Genomic DNA, 22,739 nt, shown 5'->3' on the forward strand with positions numbered 1-22,739 from the left:
TGGAAGGGTTATGCCTGCACCCGGAGAACTCACTTTCATCGCCCCCCGCGGAGCCAAGAAGCCGCCGCGGCATCTCGCCGACCTCACGCCCGCCGAGCGCAAGGAGGTCGTGGCCGGGATCGGGGAGAAGCCGTTTCGTGCGAAGCAGCTCTCGCAGCACTACTTCGCGCGGTACGCGCACGACCCGGCGCAGTGGACGGACATCCCGGCGGGCTCGCGCGGCAAGCTCCAGGAGGCGTTGCTTCCCGAGCTGATGACCGTCGTACGGCATCTGTCGACCGACCAGGGGACCACGCGCAAGACGCTGTGGCGGCTGTTCGACGGGACGCTCGTGGAGTCGGTGCTGATGCGGTACCCGGACCGGGTGACCATGTGCATCAGCTCGCAGGCGGGCTGTGGCATGAACTGCCCCTTCTGTGCCACCGGGCAGGCCGGGCTCGATCGCAATCTGTCCACCGCCGAGATCGTGCATCAGATCGTGGACGGGATGCGGGCGCTGCGGGACGGGGAGGTTCCGGGCGGGCCCGCTCGGCTGTCCAACATCGTCTTCATGGGCATGGGTGAGCCGCTCGCCAACTACAAGCGTGTCGTCGGCTCCATTCGCGCGCTCACCGATCCCGCCCCCGACGGGCTCGGGCTCTCGCAGCGCGGTATCACCGTGTCGACCGTCGGGCTGGTGCCCGCGATCCAGCGGTTCTCCGACGAGGGCTTCAAGTGCCGGCTCGCGATCTCCCTGCACGCCCCCGACGACGAACTGCGCGACACCCTCGTCCCCGTGAACACGCGGTGGAAGGTGCGCGAGGTCCTCGACGCCGGGTTCGAGTACGTCGAGAAGAGCGGGCGCCGGCTGTCCATCGAGTACGCGCTGATCCGGGACATCAACGACCAGGCGTGGCGCGGTGACCGGCTGGGACGGCTGCTCAAGGGCAAGCCGGTACACGTCAACCTCATCCCGCTGAACCCGACTCCGGGGTCCAAGTGGACCGCCTCCCGGCCCGAGGACGAGAAGGCCTTCGTGGAGGCCATCGCCGCCCACGGTGTGCCGGTGACGGTCCGGGACACCCGTGGGCAGGAGATCGACGGGGCCTGTGGCCAGCTCGCGGCCACCGAGCGGTAGTCTGACGACCGTACGTACGTACATCTTCATATCCGACAGGGGAGCGCCACAGCGCTGAGAGTGCGGCAATCGGGCCGCAGACCCTCTGAACCTCGCCCAGGTCATTCTGGGTAGGAAGTTCGGTCATCACCGTGAACAACAAGAAGTTCTGTGCTGTCGTCGTCGGCCTGGGCCTGGTCACGCTGTCCGCGTGCGGCTCGTCGTCCGACGACTCCGCAAGCTCCGGCTCCAAGACCGTCACGCTCGTCAGCCACGACTCGTGGGCCGTCTCCAAGAGCGTCCTCGCCGACTTCGAGAAGAAGTCCGGCTACCGGGTCAAGGTCCTGGAGGACGGCGACGCCGGGCAGGCCGTCAACAAGGCGATCCTCACCAAGGACAACCCGCAGGGCGACGTCTTCTTCGGTGTCGACAACACGCTGCTGTCCCGCGCGCTCGACAACGGCCTCTTCCAGCCGTACGAGGCCAAGGGCGCCGATCGGATCAAGACCGGGTACCGGGTCGACGGGGACAAGGTCACGCCCATCGACACCGGTGACATCTGCGTCAACTACGACAAGGCCTACTTCACCGCGCACAAGCTCCAGCCGCCGACGTCGTACGACGATCTGATCAAGCCCGCCTACAAGAACCTCCTCGTCACCGAGAACGCCTCCACCTCCTCGCCGGGCCTCGGCTTCCTCCTCGGCACGGCCGCGAAGTACGGAGACGACGGCTGGCAGGGTTACTGGAAGAAGCTCAAGGCCAACGGCGTCAAGGTCGTCGACGGCTGGGAGCAGGCCTACAACGAGGAGTTCTCCGGTTCCGCCGGGGGCAAGAAGGCGAAGGCCGACCGGCCGCTCGTCGTGTCGTACGCCTCCTCGCCGCCCGCCGAGGTGATCTACGCCGACCCGAAGCCGAAGACCGCCCCCACCGGGGTCGCGCAGGGCACCTGCTTCCGGCAGATCGAGTACGCCGGACTGCTGAGCAACGCGAAGAACACCAAGGGCGGCAAGGCCCTCGTGGACTTCCTGCTCACCAAGGAGTTCCAGCAGGACATGCCGCTCAACATGTTCGTCTATCCGGTCATCGACGGCGCCCAGGTGCCGGCCGAGTTCACCGCCTACGGTCCGCAGGCCAAGGATCCCGAGACCATGGACCCGGCGAAGATCGCCGACAACCGTGACGACTGGGTCAAGTCATGGACCTCGCTCGTACTGAAGTAAGGCCCCGCAAGGGCGTCAAGAACGCGGCGGCCCGGCTCGGACTCGTGGCCGTGCCCGTCGCGTTCTTCGCCGTCTTCTTCGCCTATCCCGTCGCCGCGATCGTCACGCGCGGACTCAAGGCGGGCGGGACCTGGCATTTCGGCAGGATCGCCGACGTCCTCGCCCAGCCGGACATCCGGCACGTCCTGTGGTTCACCACCTGGCAGGCGCTCGCCTCCACCGCGCTCACGCTCCTGATCGCGCTCCCCGGCGCGTACGTCTTCGCGCGCTTCGACTTCCCCGGCAAGCAGATCCTGCGGGCCGTGGTCACCGTCCCCTTCGTGCTGCCGACGGTCGTCGTCGGTACGGCCTTCCTGGCGCTGGTGGGACGCGGCGGGCTGCTGGACGACCTGTGGGGCGTACGGCTGGACACCACCGTGTGGGCGATCCTGCTCGCGCATGTCTTCTTCAACTACGCGGTCGTCGTACGGACCGTCGGCGGCCTGTGGGCCCAGTTGGATCCGCGTCAGGAGGAGGCCGCGCGAATGCTGGGCGCGTCCCGGCTCCGGGCCTGGCGGACGGTCACGCTCCCGGCACTCGGGCCCGCCGTGGCCGCCGCCGCTCTCATGGTGTTCCTCTTCACCTTCACCTCCTTCGGCGTGGTGCAGATCCTCGGCGGGCCGACCTTCTCGACCCTCGAAGTGGAGATCTACCGGCAGACCTCCGAGATCTTCGACCTGTCCACGGCCGCCGTGCTGACGCTGATCCAGTTCGTCGCGGTGGGCGCGGTCCTCGCCCTGCACGCGTGGACCGTACGGCGCCGGGAGACCGCGCTGCGGCTCGTGGACGCGTCGCTGACCGCCCGGCGGCCGCGCGGCGCGGGGGAGCGGGGGTTGCTGGCCGGGGTCGTGGGCTGTGTCGCCGTACTCCTCGTGCTGCCGCTCGCGGTGCTCGTCCAGCGGTCGCTGGATGCCCCCGGCTTCGGCTACTACCGGGCGCTGACCCGCAGCGACGGCGGGATCTTCCTCGTCGCGCCGATCGAGGCGGTCGGGAACTCGCTGGAGTACGCCCTCGCCGCGACCGCCATCGCGGTGGCGGTCGGGGGCCTGGCGGCGGCCGCGCTGACGCGGCGGGACGCGGGGCGGTTCGTACGGGGCTTCGACGCGCTGCTGATGCTGCCGCTCGGGGTGTCCGCGGTGACCGTGGGCTTCGGGTTCCTGATCTCCCTCGACGAGCCGCCGCTGGACCTCAGGCAGTCCTGGATCCTGGTGCCGCTCGCCCAGGCGCTGGTCGGGGTGCCCTTCGTCGTGCGGACCATGCTGCCGGTGCTGCGGGCCGTGGACCACCGGCTGCGGGAGGCCGCGGCGGTGCTCGGGGCCTCCCCGTGGCGGGTGTGGCGGGAGGTCGATCTGCCCATGGTGCGGCGGGCGTTGCTGATCGCGGCGGGCTTCGCCTTCGCCGTGTCGTTGGGCGAGTTCGGGGCGACCGTGTTCATCGCACGGCCCGACAACCCGACCCTGCCGGTTGCCGTGGCCCGGCTGCTCGGGCGGGCCGGCGACCTCAACTACGGCCAGGCGATGGCCCTTTCGACGATCCTGATGGTGGTGTGCGCGGTGGCGCTGCTGGTGCTCGAACGGCTGCGGACCGACCGGACCGGGGAGTTCTGATGCTGCTGAGCCTCGAGGACGCGACGGTTCGGTTCGGCGGGCGGGCCGTCCTCGACGGGGTCGGTCTCGATGTCGCCGAGCACGAGCTCGTGTGTGTGCTCGGGCCCAGTGGCAGCGGGAAGTCGACACTGCTGCGGGCGGTCGCCGGGCTTCAACCTCTCGACGAGGGACGGGTCCTGCTCGACGGGCGTGACCAAGGCGGGGTGCCGGCGCACAGGCGCGGAGTCGGGCTGATGTTCCAGGACCATCAGCTGTTCCCACAGCGGGACGCGGGCGCCAACGTGGCCTTCGGGCTGCGGATGCAGGGGGTTTCCAGGGCTCGACAGGACGAGCGGGTGCGGGAGTTGCTCGACCTCGTCGGGCTTCCGGGGGCCGGTCGGCGGGCCGTCGCCGGACTCTCCGGGGGTGAGCAGCAGCGGGTCGCGCTGGCCCGGGCGCTCGCTCCCCGGCCCCGGCTGCTGATGCTCGACGAGCCGCTCGGGCAGCTGGACCGTTCCCTGCGGGAGCGGCTGGTCGTCGAACTGCGCGAGCTGTTCGGACGGTTGGGCACCACCGTGCTCGCGGTGACCCACGACCAGGGGGAGGCCTTCGCGCTCGCCGACCGGGTCGTGGTGATGCGGGACGGGCGGATCGCCCAGTCCGGTACGCCGCTCGAGGTGTGGCAGCGGCCGGCGGACGAGTTCGTGGCCCGCTTCCTCGGCTTCGAGAACGTGGTCGAGGGGACGGTGACGGGCGAGGCCGCGGACACGGTGTGGGGCAAGGTGCCGGTGCCTTCGGGAGCCGCCCAGGGGGCTCGGAGCGTGCTGGTGCGGCCCGCGGGGGTGCGGCTCGTGGCGGCCGACGAGGGGCTGCGCTGCACGGTCGGCGCGCGGACCTTCAAGGGCACGCATGTCGCCGTACACCTGCATCCCTCGGAAGGGGGCGGGCCGCGGCTGGAGGCCGCGTGTGCGCTGCGCGAGGCGCCGGAGGTGGGGGATGCGGTCGGGGTGGAGTTCGACGCCGCCGAAATTGTGGTGCTGGGCTGACGGGGGCGGCCCTACAGTGCGGGGCATGAGCCCGCTGTCACACGATCGCTATTGCGACGAGATCACCCATCAGGTCGGCCTGCTGAGGGCCGTGGTGACCTCCGGGGCCGATCTGTCCGTGACCGTGCCGACCTGCCCGGACTGGTCGTTGCAGCGGCTGGTGCGGCACACCGGGGGCGCCCTGCGCTGGGCGGAGTCGATGGTGCGGACCCGGGCGCGGGAGGCAGTTGCCGACGACAAGGTGCCGCTGGGGGAGGGGCCCGAGAACGCCGCCGATCTCGACGCGTGGCTCGCCGAGACCGGCGAGGCGCTCGTCGCCACGCTCCGGGAGGCCGGGCCGGACGCCGCCGTGTGGTCCTGGGCCGGGATCCCCACCTCGGGCTTCTGGGCCCGCCGGATGGCCCACGAACTCACGATCCACCGCGCCGACGCCGCGCTCGCCGCTGGGCTGCCGTACGACGTCGCCGCGGACATCGCCGTCGACGTGATCGACGAGTGGCTCCAGATCGTGGAGTTCGTGCAGCGGGCCATGCCGCACGACGGGGCGAGGGAACTGCGCGGCCCCGGGCGCAGTATCCATCTGCATGCCACCGACGCGACCGCCGGGCTGCACGCCGAGTGGGTGGTCGAGCTCACCGAGGACGTCATCGTCTGGCGGCGCGGGCACGAGAAGGCGACCGTCGCGCTGCGGGGGCCGCTGACCTTCGTCATGCTCGCCTTCTACCGGCGACTGCCGCTGGATCACCCGGAGTTGGAAGTCCTCGGGGAGCGGGAGCTGTTGGAGTTCTGGCTGGAGCGGACGACCTTCGGGTGAACAGGGCGGTGGCCCGCCCCCGTTGAGGGGACGGGCCACCGAACTGCTGTGGGTGTCAGCGGCTGCCGGCGCCACGGCGACGCAGGCCGAAGAACACGGCGCCGCCACCGAGGGCGACCAGGGCGATCGCGATCCCGGCGATGAGGCCGGTGTTGGAGTTCGCACCGGTCTCGGCGAGGTTGGAGTCGCCGGCCGCGGGCGACGGGGCGTTGCTCTCGACGGTCGCCGGAGCGGTGGTGCCCTCCGAGGCCGACGGGGTCGGGGTCGAGGACTCCTCGGCCGGGGTGCTGGCGGAGTCCGACGGGGTGGGCGTGGGCGTCGGAGTCGGAGTCGGCGTGTCCTCGGTCTTGCAGGCGGTCGCCGGGGTGGTCAGGTTCGGCGTGATGTCCTTGTCGACGTAGGGCTTGGCGACGACGCGGATGCGGTACTCCGCGTTGGGCGCCCAGTCCTCCTTGAAGGTGATGGTGGTGCCCTCCTTGGAGCCCTTCACCGTCTGCTCGCCGACCTTCTTCGCGTCGGCGCCGTTGCTCTGCAGGAACACGGAGACCGTCGCCTCGACGCCGGTCTTGTCCACGTCGGTGACGGTGATGACGCCCTGGGTGCCGTCACACTTCGCTTCGGCCGAGAACTCGTTGATGTTGCAGGCAAGGGCGTTGCCGGAGGCGCCGAGCACGATCGCGGTCGAGGCGGCGGCGACGCCGAGGAAGCGCGCGGCGCGGGAGGTGCGGCGGGATATGGGCGTGAATGCCACGTTCATCCTTCACGGGGTGCGCAAATGCGGGGGGTTGAAAGGTTGGTGATACGACATCACCAACCCCAGGAGTCTCACAGGTCTATAAGCGCTGCATAAGAAGTGTCAACGTGCAGGGGCCTTACAACCGTTGACTTTGCCTTCTTATTACACAGTGAGACGTTTCAGTGCCGCCGGAGCGTCCTCGATCCGGTCGACCAGGGCGATGCGGGCCTCCATCGACCGCTCCCGCGCGAGCGCCTGCAGTAGCGGCCAGGTGGGCAGCTTCTCCGTCCAGTGGACGTGGTCGACGAGGACCATCGGTGTGGGTTCGCCGCGCGACTCGTAGTAGTTGGGCGTCGCGTTGTCGAAGATCTCCTGCACGGTGCCGGCGGCACCCGGCAGGAAGACCACACCGGCGTTCGAGCGGGCCAGCAGGCCGTCCTCGCGGGTGGCGTTGGCGAAGTACTTCGCGATGTGCGAGGCGAAGGCGTTCGGCGGCTCGTGCCCGTAGAACCAGGTCGGGATGCCGACGGAGTGACCGCCCCGGGGCCAGCGGGCCCGGATCCGGAACGCGGCGCGCGCCCAGTCGGTGATCGACGGGGTGAAGGACGGTGCGGCGGCGAGGAGTTCGCACGCCTCGTCGAGCATGGCGTCCTCGAAGAGGGCCGCGTAGGCGCCGAGATTGGCCGCCTCCATCGCGCCCGGGCCGCCACCGGTGGCCACGGTGAATCCGGCGCGGGTCAGTTCGCGGCCGAGGCGGGCGGCACCGGCGTATTCGCGTGTGCCGCGGGCCATCGCGTGGCCGCCCATCACGCCCACGACCTGGGTGGCGCGCAGGAGTTCGTCGAGGGCGTCGGAGACGGCGTCGTCGTGCAGGGAGCGGAGCATCGACGCGTATATGTCGCCGTCGGCCCTGGTGCGCTGGAACCAGTCGTAGGCGAGGGCGTCGGGAGTCTGCTCGTACCCCTTCTCCAGGCCGTCGAACAACTCGTCGGGGGAGTAGAGCAGTCCCCGGTACGGGTCGAAGGGCAGGTGCGGGACGGGCGGGAAGACCAGGGCGCCGTCCGCGCGGAGCTTGGCCGTGGCGTTCTCCCGCATCGGGCAGCCCAGGAAGACGGCCCCCGAGGTGTCGGTGGCGAGCAACTCCCGTGTGCGGTCGGTCAGATCGACGGACTGGACCCGGAAACCGGTGAGGGTGCCGCGGGCCGGTACGACCGCGTCGAACTCCTCCAGCGTCTCGATCTCACGGTCGTCGTGGTGTGCCGCATGGGCGGGGCTCGTCTGCACCCGCCCATGCTCGCACGCCGAGTTGCGGCCCGTGGGTCAGCCCTGGATCGCCGCCGGGTCCATCCAGATGACCTCCCAGGTGTGGCCGTCGAGGTCGTCGAAGGAGCGGCCGTACATGAAGCCGTGGTCCTGGGTCTCGCCGGCCGGGGTGCCGCCCGCCGCGAGCGCCTTGTCGACCAGCTCGTCGACCTCCGCGCGGCTCTGAGCGCTCAGCGCGATCAGGACCTCGCTGGTCGTCGTCGCGTCCGCGATCTCCTTCTTGGTGAAGGTCGAGTAGAACGGCTTCTTCAGCAGCATCGCGACGATGGTGTCGCTGATCACGACGGATGCCGCGTTGTCGTCGCTGAACTGCGGGTTGAGCGAGTAGCCGAGCTCGGTGAAGAACTTCTTCGAGGCGTCCAGGTCGTTCACGGCCAGGTTCACGAAGATCATCTGCTGGTACGTCGGCGAGGTCATCTCAGTCTCTCCCATCGGGGTGCGTGCTGTTCGGTGGGTTAGACGGGTGGGGCCGGCGGAAATCATCGGCGACTGGAGATTTTTTTCGTACGAGTTTCCGTGTCCGGTTCAGGAGGACAGGGGCAGGGCCGCCAGCTCGGCCACGACCAGGGTCAGCGGGCCGAAGAGGGCCAGCAGGGCGCCCGCACGGAGGGCCGCGGCGCTGCGGAGCATCGTCGCGGGGGCGCCGAGGCGGACTAGTGCGGCCGTGGTGTCCGACCGCGCGTGCTTCGCCTCCACGGCGGCGGTCAGAAGCGTGGCGAGCGTGCAGCTCGCCACGAGGAGCAGACCGAGGGTGGTGAGGGGCCCCACTTCGGGTCCTGCCGTGTCGTACAGGCTGGCCATGGCGTAGGCACCGGAGGTCACCGCGCAGACGATGCCCAAGGGGCGGCCGATACGGGCGGCTTCCGCCATGAGGACCCGTCCGGCGAGGAGGCGGAGGGCACCGGGCCGGGTGGACTGGAGGAGACGGCCGCAGAGGTGGGTGAGGCCCGGCCCGGCGACGGCCAGGCCCACGGCGGTCAGCAGCCAGCCGATGAGGACGGAGGGGGCGCCCGCGAGGCCGCCGGGGAGAGGGGCGGCCGGGGTGGTGCCCTGACGGTTGGCGTAGGCCTCCACGGCCAGGCCCGCGGCGAGGACCGCGACACCCCAGGGGAGGCCTTTGGGCGCTTCCCGGGGAAGTGGGGGCAGAGCGCTGTCCTGGCCGGGGTCCGGGGCCGGGTTCTCGTCGGTGGGGGTGGCCGCGGGGGTGTCGTCGGCCGGGACGGCGGGCTCACCGGCGGTCCGGCGCGCGCGGAAGCGGCCGTACGCGCCGAAGGGCTCCCTGGCCGTCGTCCTGCCGTACGCCCCGAAGCGGCCGTACGACCGTGCCTCCCGCTTCGCCGCCGCCGGCCTGTCGTCCCGTGGCCGCAGGACGAGTGCCACCGTCACCGACGCGATCGCCGGGACCAGGCCCAGCAGGGTCAGGGCCGCCGGCAACGGGAGGGGGGCGCCCGCTGCCAGGAAGTCCGCCGCCGCTCCGTCGAAGGGCATACCCGTCAGGTCGCCGCGCAGGTGCAGGAAGAACAGCAGCGCCAGCATCGAGCCGAGGGTGCAGGACAGGGCCGTCGTCGTGGCCGTGACGGCCATCAGGCGGGCCGGGCCGAGGCCGATCGCGGCGAGACCGGGGCGGGGGCGGGTGCCCGGGTCGGTGCGGGCGACCGCCAGCGCGAAGTGGACCGTCGCCGCCACGGGTGTCAGGCACCACGCCAGACGCAGTGCGGCGCCGGACGGGTCCTCGGGGTGGCTGATCGCGTGGCCGAGGGTGCACAGGAGGAGGAAGCCCGTGCCCGCCGAGGCGAGCGCCACCAGGAGGCGGCGCAGCTGTACGGCGGGACGGGCGCCCCAGGTCAGACGGAGAGCGAGCACGCGGTACGGCCTTCCGAGTCGGCCATCGGGGGCAGGTGCACGGTGTTCACCCGGCGTCCGTCCAGGAGGGTGACCGTGCGGTCCGCCAGGGCTGCGGTGTCGGCGTCGTGCGTCGCCAGGACCACGGTGATGCCGTGGGAGCGTGCGGCCGTCGTGAGCGTGCGCAGGACGTGCGCGCGCTCCGCCCGGTGCAGCGGAGCCGTCGGCTCGTCCGCGAACAGGACCGACGGAGCCGGGGCGAGGGCGCGGGCGACACAGACGCGCTGGCGTTCCGACTGGGTCAGCTCGTGCGGGCGGCAGCGGGTCCGGTCGCCGATGTCGAGGCGCTCCAGCCACTCCACGGCGGCCGTCCTGGCGCGCCGGCGGCCCGTGCCGCGCAGCATGAGGGGGAGGGCCGCGTTCTCCCAGGCGTTGAGCTCGGGGACGAGCACCGGGGACGGGTCGATCCAGCCGAAGCGGTCGCGGCGCAGGCGCTCACGGGTCATCGGACCCATGGTGTGCACGGGCACGCTGTTGAACCAGACCTCGCCGCGCTGGGCGGGGGTGAGTCCCGACAGGCATCTGAGCAGCGCGGTCTTGCCGCTGCCGCGCGGCCCGCTGACGGCGAGGATCTCGCCCTCGCGCACTCCCAGGGAGACACCCTGCAGCGCCGGCGAGCCGTCGCGGTGGGTGAAGTGCAAAGAGCGTGCCCAGAGCACGTCGTTGTCCGGCGGGGCCTCCATGGGCGTACACCTCGTTCTGGTCCGTTGTGCCTTGCAATCCCCCGAGCGGGGGAACGAAAGCAGGGCCGATCGGTTACCAGGCACGCTAAGGAGGCGGGGGCGGGACGCCGTACAGCACACGGCCCGGGGTGCGTGCCTGTCACTCGGACGGGCGCACTCCGGGCCGTACGGGCCGCTGTATCGGCGGGCGTTAGAGCTTGGTCCAGGCCTCGGTGAGGGTCGCGCGCAGGATCTGCTCGATCTCGTCGAAGGTCCCCTGGTCCGAGATCAGCGGCGGGGCGAGCTGGACGACCGGGTCGCCGCGGTCGTCGGCACGGCAGTACAGGCCGTTGTCGTACAGCGCCTTGGAGAGGAAGCCGTACAGGACGCGCTCGGTCTCCTCGTCGTTGAAGGACTCCTTCGTCGCCTTGTCCTTGACCAGCTCGATGCCGTAGAAGAAGCCGTTGCCGCGGACGTCGCCGACGATCGGCAGGTCATGCAGCTTCTCCAGGGTGGCGCGGAAGGCGCCCTCGTTGTCGAGGACGTGCTGGTTGAGGTTCTCGCGCTCGAACAGGTCGAGGTTGGCGAGGCCCACCGCGGCCGACACGGGGTGGCCGCCGAAGGTGTAGCCGTGCAGGAAGACGTTGTCCTCCTTGTAGAACGGCTCGGCCAGGCGGTCGGAGATGATGCAGGCGCCGATGGGGGAGTAGCCCGAGGTCATGCCCTTGGCGCAGGTGATCATGTCCGGGACGTAGTCGAACTTGTCGCAGGCGAACATGGTGCCCAGGCGGCCGAAGGCGCAGATGACCTCGTCGGAGACCAGGAGCACGTCGTACTGGTCGCAGATCTCGCGGACGCGCTGGAAGTAGCCGGGCGGGGGCGGGAAGCAGCCGCCCGCGTTCTGGACCGGCTCCAGGAAGACAGCGGCGACCGTCTCCGGGCCCTCGAAGAGGATCTGCTGCTCGATCTGGTCGGCGGCCCAGCGGCCGTACGCCTCGGGGTCGTCGCCGTGGATCGGGGCGCGGTAGATGTTGGTGTTCGGGACCTTGTGGGCGCCCGGGACCAGCGGCTCGAACGGGGCCTTCAGGGCCGGCAGACCGGTGATGGACAGGGCGCCCTGCGGGGTGCCGTGGTAGGCGACCGCGCGGGAGATGACCTTGTACTTGGTGGGCTTGCCGACCAGCTTGAAGTACTGCTTGGCGAGCTTCCAGGCGGTCTCGACCGCCTCACCGCCACCGGTGGTGAAGAAGACCTTGTTGAGGTCGCCGGGCGCGTGCTGCGCGAGGCGCTCCGCGAGTTCCACGGCCTTCGGGTGGGCGTAGGACCACACCGGGAAGAACGCCAGTTCCTGCGCCTGCTTGAACGCCGCCTCGGCGAGCTCGACGCGCCCGTGGCCGGCCTGGACCACGAACAGGCCCGCGAGACCGTCCAGGTAGCGCTTGCCCTTGTCGTCGTAGATGTAGGTGCCCTCGCCCCGGACGATGGTCGGGACCGGGGACTTCTCGTACGAGGACATGCGGGTGAAGTGCATCCACAGGTGGTCGTACGCGGTGCGGCTGAGGTCCTTGGAGCTCACGGTTATCGGGTCCTCACGGTTATCGGGTTCCCCACATGTAGGTCTGCTTCTTGAGCTTCAGATAGACGAAGCTCTCGGTGGAGCGCACTCCGGGGATGGCCCGGATGCGGCGGTTGATGACCTCCAGCAGGTGGTCGTCGTCCTCGCAGACGATCTCCACCATCAGGTCGAAGGAGCCGGCCGTCATCACCACGTACTCGCATTCGGACATGGCGCTCAGCGCGTCGGCCACGGACTCGACATCGCCCTCGACGTGAATGCCGACCATCGCCTGGCGCCGGAAGCCCACGGTGAGCGGGTCCGTGACGGCGACGATCTGCATCACGCCCTGGTCGAGCAGCTTCTGGACGCGCTGGCGCACGGCCGCCTCGGACAGGCCCACGGCCTTGCCGATCGCGGCGTACGGACGGCGGCCGTCCTCCTGGAGCTGCTCGATGATGGCGAGGGAGACGGCGTCCAGATTCGGGCTGCTGCCGTTCCTGGACTCGTGCCGGGCCTCGCTCCTGGACTCGCGGGAGTCCCTGGGGTCTGCGCTTCGACTGGCCACGAGCTCACTGTGCACGAGGTCTCGTCGGTTTCGCAAGGTTGGGGCGATGAAATTCGTTGTTCACGTGACTGATACCTGCGGATTTCGCAGCCTTGACGCGATCGGGGGTGTTGAAAACGTGGGCCTGGCGATTAGGGTGGGTGTCTCAGTCAGTGGACAGTTTTCAACCCCCCATTTCACCCCCCGTTTCAACCCTTCCAGGAGGCCGGCAGTGAGCACCGAGCTGCGTCGTCTGCGCAACTACATCGACGGTGAGTTCCGGGACGCCGCCGACGGGCGGACCACCGAGGTGGTCAACCCCGTGACCGGCGAGGCGTACGCGACCGCGCCGCTGTCCGGGCCGGCGGACGTGGACGCGGCGATGGCGGCGGCCGCCGCGGCCTTCCCGGTCTGGCGCGACAAGACCCCCGCCGAGCGGCAGAAGGCCCTGCTGAAGATCGCCGACGCCTTCGAGGAGCGGGCCGAGGAGCTCATCGCGGCCGAGGTGGAGAACACCGGCAAGCCGATCGGGCTCACCCGGTCCGAGGAGATCCCGCCGATGATCGACCAGATCCGCTTCTTCGCGGGCGCGGCGCGGATGCTGGAGGGGCGGTCGGCCGGTGAGTACATGGAGGGCCTGACCTCCATCGTGCGGCGCGAGCCGGTCGGGGTCTGCGCGCAGGTCGCGCCGTGGAACTACCCGATGATGATGGCCGTGTGGAAGTTCGCCCCGGCGATCGCGGCGGGCAACACCGTGGTGCTGAAGCCGTCGGACACGACGCCCGCGTCGACCGTGCTGATCGCGGAGATCATCGGCTCGATCCTGCCGAAGGGCGTCTTCAACGTCATCACCGGTGACCGCGACACCGGGCGCCTGATGGTCGAGCACCCGACGCCGGCGATGGCGTCGATCACCGGGTCGGTGCGGGCCGGTATGTCGGTCGCCGAGTCCGCGTCCAGGGACCTGAAGCGGGTGCACCTGGAGCTGGGCGGCAAGGCTCCGGTCGTCGTGTTCGAGGACACCGACATCCCGAAGGCCGTCGAGGACATCTCCGTGGCGGGCTTCTTCAACGCCGGGCAGGACTGTACGGCGGCCACGCGCGTGCTGGTGCAGTCCTCGATCCACGACGAGTTCGTCGCGGCGCTGGCGAAGGCCGCCGCCGACACCAAGACCGGGCAGCCGGACGACGAGGACGTGCTGTACGGCCCGCTCAACAACCCGAACCAGCTCAAGCAGGTCTCCGGGTTCATCGAGCGGCTGCCCGCGCACGCCAAGGTCGAGGCCGGAGGTCACCAGGTCGGTGAGAAGGGGTACTTCTACGCGCCGACCGTCGTGTCCGGGCTGAAGCAGGACGACGAGATCATCCAGAAGGAGGTCTTCGGGCCGGTCATCACGGTCCAGTCCTTCACGGACGAGGAGCAGGCCGTGTCGTGGGCCAACGGCGTCGAGTACGCGCTGGCGTCCTCGGTGTGGACCAAGGACCACGGCCGCGCGATGCGGATGTCCAAGAAGCTGGACTTCGGATGCGTGTGGATCAACACGCACATTCCGCTGGTCGCGGAGATGCCGCACGGCGGCTTCAAGAAGTCGGGGTACGGCAAGGATCTGTCGGGGTACGGCTTCGACGACTACACGCGGATCAAGCATGTGATGACGTCGCTGGACGCGTAAGTGGGTGTGTGGTTCTTCGGCCGCGGGCGCGTGGGGCTGGGCGCGCCCGCGCGGCGGTAGCCGCACAGTGATAGGGCCAAGTTCTTCAAGATCAGCCCCACGCTGATGAACCGCCGGCAGACCGGCGCGAAGGTGCGCGCGGCTCGTACGGCCGGGCTGGGCGAGTGACCTCAAGGGCGGGGTCACTCTGCTCTCCGGTCCCGAGGAGGCCTTCGCGCCGCTGATGCAGGGCTACGCCCCCGAGGTCCCCGCGGAACTCGCCGCCAGGGTGAGCTGCGTCTGCCCCGTCCCCGCCGCCCACGACGTGGGCAGACGGGGTCTTCGTCGTGAGGCAGGTCGCCGGTTCGGTGCTCCCCGGCCAGGGATCGAGTGTCCTCCTCGTCGTCCTCCTCGCGCTGGTGCCCCGGCCGCCGGTCGGACCGTGTGTGCCGCTCCGAGGCGGGTATCCGCTTCGCACCGCAACCGTCGGAAGAGAGGTACCCCATGTCCGCGTCCCTCGTGGAAACGGTCGATATCGAGGCTCCCGTCGCTGTCGCGTGGGCCCTGTGGAGCGATGTGACCCGGTGGCCGGCCTTTCTGAGCCACGTACGCCTGGTGGAGCCGCTGGACGAGCGGCGGTTCGCCTGGCAGCTCCAACTGCCCGGCGCCGACAAGAACTTCGTCGCCGAACTGACCGAGGTGATCCCCGAGGAGCGCATCGCCTGGCACACCGTGGAGGGCGTGCACCACGCCGGCGTCGTCACCTTCCACCGGCTCGGTGACACCACGAGCCGGGTGACGCTGCAGATCGAGTACGACCCCAAGGGGTTCATCGAGCACCTCGGCGCGCTCACGAACCTCGACTCCGCACTCGCCAACTACGACCTCGGCGAGTTCCAGAAGCTGGCGGAGACCGCCGCCTCCTGACCAACCTTTTGAACATGTTCAATTCCAGGCGTACGCTGCTGCCATGAGCGACAGAGCCGCCCAACTCAGGGGCATCCGCGTATGGCTGGCCTTCTTCGTCGTCTGCCTGGTGCTCAGCGGGGCCACGGCCTTCCCCCTGGTCCACGAACTGCGCTGGACCGAGGACGTGTTGCGGCACCTTCCCGCGCCGGACGCGCTGACGGAGTGGATCACGCGTGTCCGGCGCGGGCTCGACACCGCCGACTCCGACTACCCGTTCCTCCTCTACGGCACGGACTGGCTGGCCTTCGCCCACCTGGTCATCGCGGTCGCCTTCTACGGCCCCTACCGCGACCCGGTCCGCAACATCTGGGTCGTCGAGTTCGGCATGATCGCCTGCGCCGGCATCGTCCCGCTCGCCCTGATCTGCGGACCGATCCGGGGCATCCCGGTCTGGTGGAGCGTGATCGACATGGCGTTCGGGGTGTTCGGAGTGCTCCCGCTCTACGTCGTACGGCAAAAGATCAAGCGGCTGGAGCGGCTGACCGCGCCTGCCGCTCGCCCCGTGCCGGTTACTTGAGCGCGGCCGTGATGATCCGGCCGACGACCGGGTTCGCGTCCTCGCTCTTCGCGTCGGTGGAGTTGACCGAGTACACGAGCGTACGGCTCAGGTCGCAGGTGGCGGCGATCGCCGAGTTGTAGCCGTACCGGCCGCCGGACTTGGCCCAGTACACCTTTCCGTCGGACTCGAAGCGCTGGAGACCGCCCGCGCTGTAGCTCGCGCCGGTGATGCCCGACGGGACCGCGAACACCTCCTTGAGCTGCGGCCGCTCGACGATCCGGCCCCGGAAGAGGCCGGTGAGCAGCCGCTCCAGGTCCGCCGTCGTGGAGATCATGTCTCCGGCCGCGAACCGGTCCGCCTGGTTCCACTCCGTGACGTCCAGAAACTCCGTCGTCCCGTCGGCCTTCTTCACCGCCTGGTACCCCCGGTTGTGCGGGCCGAGGATGCGCGGGTCGGTGCCGGGGAAGTACGTGTCCCGCATCCCGGCCGGAGCCAGCACCAGCCGGCCGGCCTCACAGGCGTACGACCGCCCGGTCACCCGCTCGATCAGCAGGCCGAGGAACGTGTAGTTGATGTTGAGGTAGTGCTGCTGCTTCCCCGGGCAGAACTCCGGCTTCTTCGCACCCGCGGACGCGGCGACACGCTGGGGGCCGAGCGTGTCGAAGCGGTGGGCGTAGACCTCCTCGAAGGTGTCGCCGAGACCGTCGCCGGCCGGGATGCCGCTGGTGTGGTCGAGCAGCTGCCGCACGGTGACCGGCCGGAACCGGGGGCCCAGGAGGCCGGGCAGGTAGTGCTGGACGGGCGTGGCCAGGTCGATCCGGCCCTCGGCCACCAGGCGCAGTACGGCCGCCGCCGTGACCACCTTCGTCGTCGAACCGGCCCGGAACCGCGCGTGCGGATCGGCGGGCCGCCCGCTCTCCAGATCGTGCACGCCCGAGCTGCCGCGCCAGGAGCCGTCCCTGCCGCCGACCCGGACCAGGGCCGCGGTGGCGTTCGCGTCGGGCAGCCCCGCGATCGCGGCGCGTAACGCCCTCGCGTCGGGGGCGGAGGCGGTGCGCGCGTTCGCCGTCGAGACCGGCAGGCCGGCGGTCAGGGGGACGGCGAGGGCACCGGCGAGAAGGCTTCTGCGACGGAGGTCACGCATGGGTCGGCTCCAGGGGTGTGGGATGTGTGTGATCATCCTGCGAGGCCGACGCGACGGCGGGATCGTCGGCGAGTAGGGCCCCGACCCTGGTGGGGCCCCCAGCAACTTCCGCTGTGTGTAGGGGAGTTGCCCCGGGAAGCCCCCTAGGGGGCGGAAAAGTGTTATCGCGGAGCCCTTCACTCCGTCTCCACGTGGGAAGGGGAACCGGCCGGAAAGGACGACGTGGACACGCGGCAGTGGCGCGACACCATCGCGGCGGCGCAGGACGGCGACCGGCGGGCGCTGGACGAGCTCGTCGAGGGCTGGCTGCCGCTGGTGTACAACATCGTGGGCCGCGCCCTGAACGGCCACGCCGACGTCGACGACGTCGTCCAGGAGACCATGCTGCGGGCCGTCGGCAACCTCGGCAGTCTCCGCGACCCGGACAGCTTCCGGTCCTGGCTGGTCGCCATCGCGATGCGCCAGATCCGCGACCGGGCCCGCCGCAGGACCTCCGCCCCGCTGGACGAGTCGGCCGCGCGCGAAGCCGCCGACTTCGCCGAACTCACCGTGCTGCGACTCCAGTTGGAGGGACAGCGGCGCGAGGTCGCGGAGGCCGTGCGCTGGCTCGACGACGAGGACCGGCAACTGCTGTCGCTGTGGTGGCTGGAGGTCGCGGGCGAACTCACCCGGCGTGAACTGGCCGCCGCCGTCGGCATCAGCCGCCAGCACGCCGCCGTGCGCGTCCAGCGGATGAAGGAGCGCCTGGAGACCTCCCGCGGCATCGTCCGCGCCCTCGACGGCGCCTGCCCCGACCTGCGCGAACTCACCGCCCGCTGGAACGGCCGCCCCGACTCGGTCTGGCGCAAGCGGCTGGCCCGGCACATCCGCGGCTGCGGCTACTGCGGGGACACCCGCGAGGCCGTCGTACCCGCGGAGCGGCTGCTGGTCGGGATCGCACTGGTGCCCGTCCCGGTCGGGTTCGCCCTCTCGCTGGCCCTCGGCGGCAAGACGGCCGCGGCCGCCACCGCCACGGTCGCCTCCGTGAGCTGGTCCGCCAAGGTGCTGGGCGCGCTCACCCAGCCCCTCGTCGCGGTCACCGCGGGGGCGACGATCGTCGCGGGCGGCGCGTACGTCGTCACACGGACCCCGGATGCCCCGGCGCCGCGGGTGGCGGTCTCCCCCACTGCGGCGAGCACGTACCGGCCGCCCCCGGTGCCGGACACACCGTCGGCCTCGCCGCCCCCGTCCCCTTCCCCTTCGGCGACACCGGCGAAGACCGTCCGCTACGGCAGTGTCGTCGACGCCGTCGACCGGGCCCCGGACCCCGACACCCCGCCCGCCGCCCTGCCGCACCGGCCCGAGACCAGCATCACCAGCACCGGCGGCGCGCACGCCGTCATGAACCACCGCGGGGACAGCGTCACGCTCACCGGCCGGGGCTACGTCCTCGTCCGCTGGCAGATCTCGCCCCAGTACCGGGCCGGCAGCCTGGTCATGCCGTCCTGGACCGGCCTCAAGGGCGAGCTCTTCCACGTCGCCTCGGGCGGCGGCCGCCGTATGGACGATCCCGTCAGCGCCACGGACGCGAGCGCCACCGGAATGGGCAACTCCACCGTCGGCTACGCCGTCCCGCCCGCCGGCACCCAGCAGATGTGGCAGAACGAGTACTTCTACGTCGACGGCAGTGTCACCCTCACGGTCAACGAACGCGGCGCCGACTACGGCCTCAGCGTCTTCCCGTCCAGCTGGGACGCGGCGGACAAGGACATCACCACCGGCCCCGACCAGGGCGTCAAGCGCTACGGCCTGGTCCGCGACACGGGCCGGGACGACACCCCCGTGCCGCAGTACGTCACCCGCTCGACTCCCGCCGACCCGGCGACCGTCCCTCAGCGGTCCCGGGTGTAGGCGCGATGCCGGCGCCATAACGCTCCTGGGCGTCCGTCACCTCGTCCCCGTGGTCGTGCGCCCAGACACCGAACGCCTCGATCGACGCGAGCAACGTCCGCCCCAGGGCGGTCAGTTCGTTGGGCACGCAGTGGCGGCGGGCCGGGCATGACGTGGTCACGGGAGCCGCTCGGGCGGGCCGTCGGGGGCCGAACGCATCGCCGCCGCCGCACCTTGGGCGTACGTCGTGAAGGTCTTCAACCTGTGCCATGAGGACGTCTGGCGGCTGACCCCGCCCGTCTTCGACGGCCGAACCCTCGCGGTGCCGCTGTGCGGGGACGACGCCGCGGGCGTACTCGGGGGCCTAACTCCCGTTCGCCTGCGCTCTCAGCGCGCAGAGTACGTCCACCCGGTTCGTCGTGATCGAGTCGACGCCCGCGGCGGCCAGGCGGCGCATCGAGCGGCGGGTGTCGGGGGTCCAGACGGAGACCAGGTAGCCGTCGGCGTGGATACGGTCCGCGAGGTCCCGGTCGATCAGGCCGAAACGGTAGTTGAGCCAGCGGGGCCTGACCGCGTCCAGAAGGACCGGGCGCGGGGGCGCGAGGGTCGTCCAGGTGAGCGCGATCTCCGCGGACGGGTCGGCCTCGCGGACGGCGAGCATGGCGGTGGCGCCGGCGCAGTAGTAGACGCGGTCCTGGGCTTGGTGCTCGCGGACCACGTCGACCACGCGGCGGGCGACCCGCACCTCTCTGGTGCCGGGCAGGTCGAGCATCAGGCGGCTGCCGCTTCCGTCGCCGCTGTCGGCGGTGGCTTCGAGGGCCTCCGCGAGTGTCGGCACCCGGCCGTCCGTCAGGCCTCGCACCTCGTCCGCCGACAGGGACAGCAGCGGGCGGTCGTGCTCCCACAGCCGCTTCAGCGTGTCGTCGTGGAGCAGCACCGGTACGCCGTCCCTGGTGAGACGTACGTCGATCTCCACCGCGTCCGCACCCCGGTCGAGCGCGGACCGCAGGGAGTCGATCGTGTTCTCACGGGCGCGGTACGGGTCGCCGCGGTGTGCCACGGCCGTCAGCGAGGTCACTGTGCGAGCCAGGCTGCCGTGTACGTGTCGATCTCGTCCTTGATCCTCGTCTTGCCGGGCTCGTCGAGGAAGGACGCGTCGACCGCGTTCTTCGCGAGTGCGGCGAGACCCTGCTCGTCGAGGTTCAGGAGCCGCGCCGCCACCGCGTACTCGCTGTTCAGGTCGGTGCCGAACATCGGGGGGTCGTCGGAGTTGATCGTGACGATGATCCCTGCCTTCACGAACTCCTTGATCGGGTGCTCGTCGAGGGTGCGGACGGCCCGGGTGGCGATGTTGGAGGTGGGGCACACCTCCAGCGGGACACGGTGTTCGGCAAGGTGGGCGAGGAGCGCCGGGTCCTGGGCGGAACTCGTGCCGTGGCCGATGCGTTCGGCGCGCAGGTGGGTGAGGGCGTCCCACACCGTCTCCGGGCCCGTCGTCTCGCCGGCGTGCGGGACCGAGCGCAGGCCGGCGGCGATGGCCCGGTCGAAGTACGGCTTGAACTGGGGGCGGGGGACGCCGATCTCGGGACCCCCGAGGCCGAAACTCACGAGGCCCTCCGGGCGCAGGCGGTCGTCGGTGGCGAGGCGGGTCGTCTCCTCGGCGGCCTCCAGACCCGCCTCGCCGGGGATGTCGAAGCACCAGCGCAGTACGGTTCCGAACTCCGACTCCGCCGCCTTGCGGGCGTCCTCGATGGCCTCCATGAACGCGCGCTCGTCGATGCCGCGGCGGGTCGAGGAGAACGGGGTGATGGTGAGCTCGGCGTAACGGACCTGCTGGCGGGCGAGGTCCCTTGCGACCTCGTAGGTGAGGAGCCGTACGTCCTCGGGGGTGCGGATGAGGTCCACGACGCTGAGGTAGACGTCGATGAAGTGGGCGAAGTCGGTGAACGTGAAGTAGTCGACGAGTGCCTCGGGGTCCGTGGGGACCTTGGAGTCGGGGTGGCGGGCGGCCAGTTCCGAGACGATGCGGGGGGAGGCGGAGCCGACGTGGTGGACGTGGAGTTCGGCCTTGGGCAGGTCGGCGATGAAGGCGTGCGGGTTGATGGTCGTCGTCGGCGGCGTCATGGGGCCTCCCCTTGGTGGGCGCGGGGCGCGGGGTGCGGTGATCGGCTGATCGGTGCGGAACATGTTAGGCGGGGTCGGGTTCGGTTTCGGGTGCGGGTTCGGCGGGGGCGGGCGTTGTGCGCAGTTCCCCGCGCCCCTGGATGCCTGCGGCGGCCTGTTCCGGTCGGGTGGGGGCGAGTGCGGGTCGGTGGCTGGCGAACGGTCCGTCCTGGCGCAGGTGACCGCAACCCCCCAGGGGCGCGGGGAACTGCGCGACCAGCCCCCACGGGCCCGCACCCGCCCGAACAACCTCACCCGGCACCCCCTAGGCGCCCGGTTCGAGCCCAGCGCAGCGGGACCGCGGGGAACTGCGCGACCGGCCCCCACCGGCCGGTAGCCGCCCGACAACCTGACCCGGCATCCGACTAGGCGCCCGGTTCAAGCCCAGCGCAGCGGGACCGCGGGGAACTGCGCGACCAGCCCCCACCGGCCCGCACCCGCCCGACAACCTCACCCGGCACCCCCTAGGCGCCTGGCCGAGCCGTAACATGGCCGCACGAACGACCTAGGGGGACGTGAGCATGACGGACGGAACGCAGCCGAGCGGGGACGGTCGGGATCCGTGGGCGCCGCCGGAGAGTGGGCCTTCGTTGGAGAAGAGCCCCTCGCCGTCGCCTGCTGTGCATGATCAGACCACCGTGAGCTCGGGGCCGAACGACGGCTACGGCTTTCCGCCTCCCGCTCCCGGTTACGGGTACCCCGCCCCCCAGCAAGGCGCGCCCATCGGTGGGCCCGCCTCCGTGCCGCCGCCGCCCATCGGGCCCGAGGGTCCCGGCGCTCCCGTCGGCTACGGCTACCCCAGCTATCCGCAAGGTCCGCAGGGGTACGGCGGCTGGGCACCGCCGATGCCGCCGCAGAACGGCATGGGTGTCGCCGCGATGGTGCTGGGCATCCTGTCCTGCGCCCTGTTCTGCATGTACGGGATTCTGTCGCTGGTGCTCGGCGTCCTTGCCATCGTGTTCGGTATCAAGGGGCGAAAGCGGGCCGCGCTGGGTGAGGCCACCAACCACGGGCAGGCGCAGGCCGGGTTCATCATGGGGATCATCGGGACGATCCTCGGGGTCGCCGTGCTCGTCCTGCTCGCCATCGGCATCACCGCCGCCATCAACTCGGATGACGAGCCCGACTACTACGACGGATCCCTCGCCGTTGTGGCGGTCGCACCGGTGGTGTAGCGCCCGTCGAAGAAAGGGGGCCGCCGGGTTTCGGTGGTCCCCTTCAGGCGTTTCTGAGGCGGTCCCTTGCTTGCATGAGGGCGAAGCCCAGGAGGTTCGGGCCTCGCCAGCACTCAGGGTTGTTCGCCGCCTCGTCGTCCGCCGCGAGCCCGATGCCCCACACCCGGTCCACCGGGCTGGCCTCCACCAGGACCCGGTCACCGGTGTCGAGGAGGAACGCCCGCAGGTCCTCGTGGGCCGTGAACTTGTGGACACTGCCCTCGACGACGCTCCCGAAGCGCTCCCGCCGCCAGGTCTGCTCGTCGAAGCCGCGGACCAGGCGGCCCGCATTCTTGGCCTGGGACGGGTGGCCGGCGGCCAGTACGCGGCGCTCCGCCTCCTCGTCTTCGAAAAGGCGCGCCTTCGCCGCCATCATCCAGTGCTCGGCGGTCGCGTAGGTCACTCCGTCGACCACGAACGGTGACGGCCACCACTGGCTCAGACAGCTCGCGCCGACCCGGCCGTCCGGGCGCGGGCGGTGGCCCCAGAAGTGCAGATACTTGATCGTCGCTCCGGCCCGGACCTGCCTGACCAGGGCATCCTGTGAATCGATCGTCCCCGTGATCTTCCCCATGCACCCGAGTCTGGCAGGAACCACTGACACTCCGTCCTTTCTTTTCAGGACCGACTCGACACCTGGTCGACAGATTCCGTCGCGTAACCCAAAGGCAACAACGGAATCCCTTGTATGAGTGCCATTG

21 protein-coding genes, 1 pseudogene and 1 riboswitch are annotated in these 22,739 nt (G+C 70.7%); of the genes and pseudogenes, 11 read left to right on the forward strand and 11 right to left on the reverse strand.

Annotated elements, in window-relative coordinates:
- The first annotated feature begins 10 nt into the window (after positions 1-10).
- The 5 genes from rlmN to ACGFWE_RS36135 all read left to right on the forward strand — a co-directional run bounded on the left by rlmN (position 11) and on the right by ACGFWE_RS36135 (position 5,804).
- Positions 11-1,117, forward strand: coding sequence for a 23S rRNA (adenine(2503)-C(2))-methyltransferase RlmN (gene rlmN / locus ACGFWE_RS36115; RefSeq protein ID WP_393604347.1), 1,107 nt, complete (start codon positions 11-13; stop codon positions 1,115-1,117).
- Positions 1,118-1,144: 27 nt separating this feature from the next.
- Positions 1,145-1,252: riboswitch (TPP riboswitch) on the forward strand.
- Positions 1,249-2,319, forward strand: a complete 1,071-nt coding sequence (locus ACGFWE_RS36120) for a thiamine ABC transporter substrate-binding protein (protein ID WP_352389459.1) — start codon at positions 1,249-1,251, stop codon at positions 2,317-2,319. It overlaps the preceding riboswitch by 4 nt.
- Positions 2,295-3,965: an iron ABC transporter permease gene (locus tag ACGFWE_RS36125; RefSeq protein WP_352389460.1), complete on the forward strand. Its 1,671-nt coding sequence runs from the start codon at positions 2,295-2,297 to the stop codon at positions 3,963-3,965. The genes ACGFWE_RS36120 and ACGFWE_RS36125 overlap by 25 nt, the downstream gene beginning before the upstream one ends.
- Positions 3,965-4,990, forward strand: coding sequence for an ABC transporter ATP-binding protein (locus tag ACGFWE_RS36130; protein WP_352389461.1), 1,026 nt, complete (start codon positions 3,965-3,967; stop codon positions 4,988-4,990). Before ACGFWE_RS36125 ends, ACGFWE_RS36130 begins: the two co-directional genes overlap by 1 nt.
- A gap of 25 nt (positions 4,991-5,015) precedes the next feature.
- On the forward strand, positions 5,016-5,804 hold the full coding sequence (locus ACGFWE_RS36135) for a maleylpyruvate isomerase family mycothiol-dependent enzyme (RefSeq protein ID WP_393604350.1): 789 nt from the start codon (positions 5,016-5,018) through the stop codon (positions 5,802-5,804).
- Between the two features lie 55 nt (positions 5,805-5,859).
- Here ACGFWE_RS36135 and ACGFWE_RS36140 read toward each other — a convergent pair whose 3' ends face one another.
- The 7 genes from ACGFWE_RS36140 to ACGFWE_RS36170 all read right to left on the reverse strand — a co-directional run bounded on the left by ACGFWE_RS36140 (position 5,860) and on the right by ACGFWE_RS36170 (position 12,565).
- On the reverse strand, positions 5,860-6,555 hold the full coding sequence (locus ACGFWE_RS36140) for an LAETG motif-containing sortase-dependent surface protein (RefSeq protein ID WP_352389463.1): 696 nt from the start codon (positions 6,553-6,555) through the stop codon (positions 5,860-5,862).
- Between the two features lie 147 nt (positions 6,556-6,702).
- Entirely contained in the window at positions 6,703-7,824 is a 1,122-nt protein-coding gene (locus ACGFWE_RS36145) for an LOG family protein (RefSeq protein ID WP_393604352.1), read from the reverse strand.
- A 36-nt stretch (positions 7,825-7,860) separates the two neighbouring features.
- Entirely contained in the window at positions 7,861-8,280 is a 420-nt protein-coding gene (locus ACGFWE_RS36150) for a VOC family protein (protein WP_352389465.1), read from the reverse strand.
- A 108-nt stretch (positions 8,281-8,388) separates the two neighbouring features.
- Positions 8,389-9,726, reverse strand: coding sequence for a hypothetical protein (locus ACGFWE_RS36155; protein WP_352389466.1), 1,338 nt, complete (start codon positions 9,724-9,726; stop codon positions 8,389-8,391).
- Positions 9,708-10,448 carry an ATP-binding cassette domain-containing protein gene (locus ACGFWE_RS36160; RefSeq protein WP_352389467.1) on the reverse strand — a complete coding sequence of 247 codons (741 nt, stop codon included), beginning with the start codon at positions 10,446-10,448 and terminating at the stop codon, positions 9,708-9,710. The genes ACGFWE_RS36155 and ACGFWE_RS36160 overlap by 19 nt, the downstream gene beginning before the upstream one ends.
- Before the next feature lie 190 nt (positions 10,449-10,638).
- On the reverse strand, positions 10,639-12,003 hold the full coding sequence (locus ACGFWE_RS36165) for an aspartate aminotransferase family protein (protein WP_393604355.1): 1,365 nt from the start codon (positions 12,001-12,003) through the stop codon (positions 10,639-10,641).
- A gap of 19 nt (positions 12,004-12,022) precedes the next feature.
- Positions 12,023-12,565 carry an Lrp/AsnC family transcriptional regulator gene (locus tag ACGFWE_RS36170; protein ID WP_352389469.1) on the reverse strand — a complete coding sequence of 181 codons (543 nt, stop codon included), beginning with the start codon at positions 12,563-12,565 and terminating at the stop codon, positions 12,023-12,025.
- 196 nt (positions 12,566-12,761) lie between these two features.
- Here ACGFWE_RS36170 and ACGFWE_RS36175 point away from each other — a divergent pair, with 196 nt between their 5' ends.
- From ACGFWE_RS36175 to ACGFWE_RS36185, 3 genes are all read left to right on the forward strand, one after another.
- Entirely contained in the window at positions 12,762-14,201 is a 1,440-nt protein-coding gene (locus ACGFWE_RS36175) for a gamma-aminobutyraldehyde dehydrogenase (protein ID WP_352389470.1), read from the forward strand.
- 483 nt (positions 14,202-14,684) lie between these two features.
- Positions 14,685-15,107 carry an SRPBCC family protein gene (locus tag ACGFWE_RS36180; RefSeq protein WP_352389471.1) on the forward strand — a complete coding sequence of 141 codons (423 nt, stop codon included), beginning with the start codon at positions 14,685-14,687 and terminating at the stop codon, positions 15,105-15,107.
- A 43-nt stretch (positions 15,108-15,150) separates the two neighbouring features.
- On the forward strand, positions 15,151-15,666 hold the full coding sequence (locus ACGFWE_RS36185; RefSeq protein ID WP_393604358.1) for a hypothetical protein: 516 nt from the start codon (positions 15,151-15,153) through the stop codon (positions 15,664-15,666).
- On the opposite strand, the gene ACGFWE_RS36190 is transcribed toward ACGFWE_RS36185, so the two are convergent.
- Positions 15,659-16,792 carry a serine hydrolase domain-containing protein gene (locus ACGFWE_RS36190; RefSeq protein ID WP_352389473.1) on the reverse strand — a complete coding sequence of 378 codons (1,134 nt, stop codon included), beginning with the start codon at positions 16,790-16,792 and terminating at the stop codon, positions 15,659-15,661. The two genes, ACGFWE_RS36185 and ACGFWE_RS36190, sit on opposite strands and share 8 nt — an antisense overlap.
- A gap of 222 nt (positions 16,793-17,014) precedes the next feature.
- On the opposite strand from ACGFWE_RS36190, the gene ACGFWE_RS36195 reads away from it, so the two are divergent.
- Both ACGFWE_RS36195 and ACGFWE_RS36200 read left to right on the forward strand, forming a co-directional pair.
- A complete protein-coding gene (locus tag ACGFWE_RS36195; protein ID WP_393604360.1) occupies positions 17,015-18,682 on the forward strand; it encodes an RNA polymerase sigma factor in 1,668 nt (555 codons plus the stop codon).
- Between the two features lie 172 nt (positions 18,683-18,854).
- Positions 18,855-19,016 (forward strand): annotated as a pseudogene (locus ACGFWE_RS36200) (NADP oxidoreductase); the annotation flags it as partial.
- 9 nt (positions 19,017-19,025) lie between these two features.
- On the opposite strand, the gene ACGFWE_RS36205 reads toward ACGFWE_RS36200, so the two are convergent.
- Positions 19,026-19,739 (reverse strand): glycerophosphodiester phosphodiesterase, encoded by a 714-nt coding sequence (locus ACGFWE_RS36205; protein ID WP_393604362.1) that lies wholly within the window; start codon positions 19,737-19,739, stop codon positions 19,026-19,028.
- Positions 19,736-20,785: an adenosine deaminase gene (locus ACGFWE_RS36210; protein ID WP_393604364.1), complete on the reverse strand. Its 1,050-nt coding sequence runs from the start codon at positions 20,783-20,785 to the stop codon at positions 19,736-19,738. Before ACGFWE_RS36210 ends, ACGFWE_RS36205 begins: the two co-directional genes overlap by 4 nt.
- Before the next feature lie 560 nt (positions 20,786-21,345).
- Between ACGFWE_RS36210 and ACGFWE_RS36215 the strand changes: the two genes are divergently transcribed.
- Positions 21,346-21,999, forward strand: coding sequence for a DUF4190 domain-containing protein (locus ACGFWE_RS36215; protein WP_393604366.1), 654 nt, complete (start codon positions 21,346-21,348; stop codon positions 21,997-21,999).
- Between the two features lie 43 nt (positions 22,000-22,042).
- Here the strand turns inward: ACGFWE_RS36215 and ACGFWE_RS36220 are convergent, their stop codons facing one another.
- Positions 22,043-22,612 (reverse strand): NADAR family protein, encoded by a 570-nt coding sequence (locus tag ACGFWE_RS36220; RefSeq protein WP_393604368.1) that lies wholly within the window; start codon positions 22,610-22,612, stop codon positions 22,043-22,045.
- Positions 22,613-22,739: the final 127 nt, after the last annotated feature.

The organism is Streptomyces sp. NPDC048523 (assembly GCF_043199815.1).
Classification (GTDB): Bacteria; Actinomycetota; Actinomycetes; order Streptomycetales; family Streptomycetaceae; genus Streptomyces.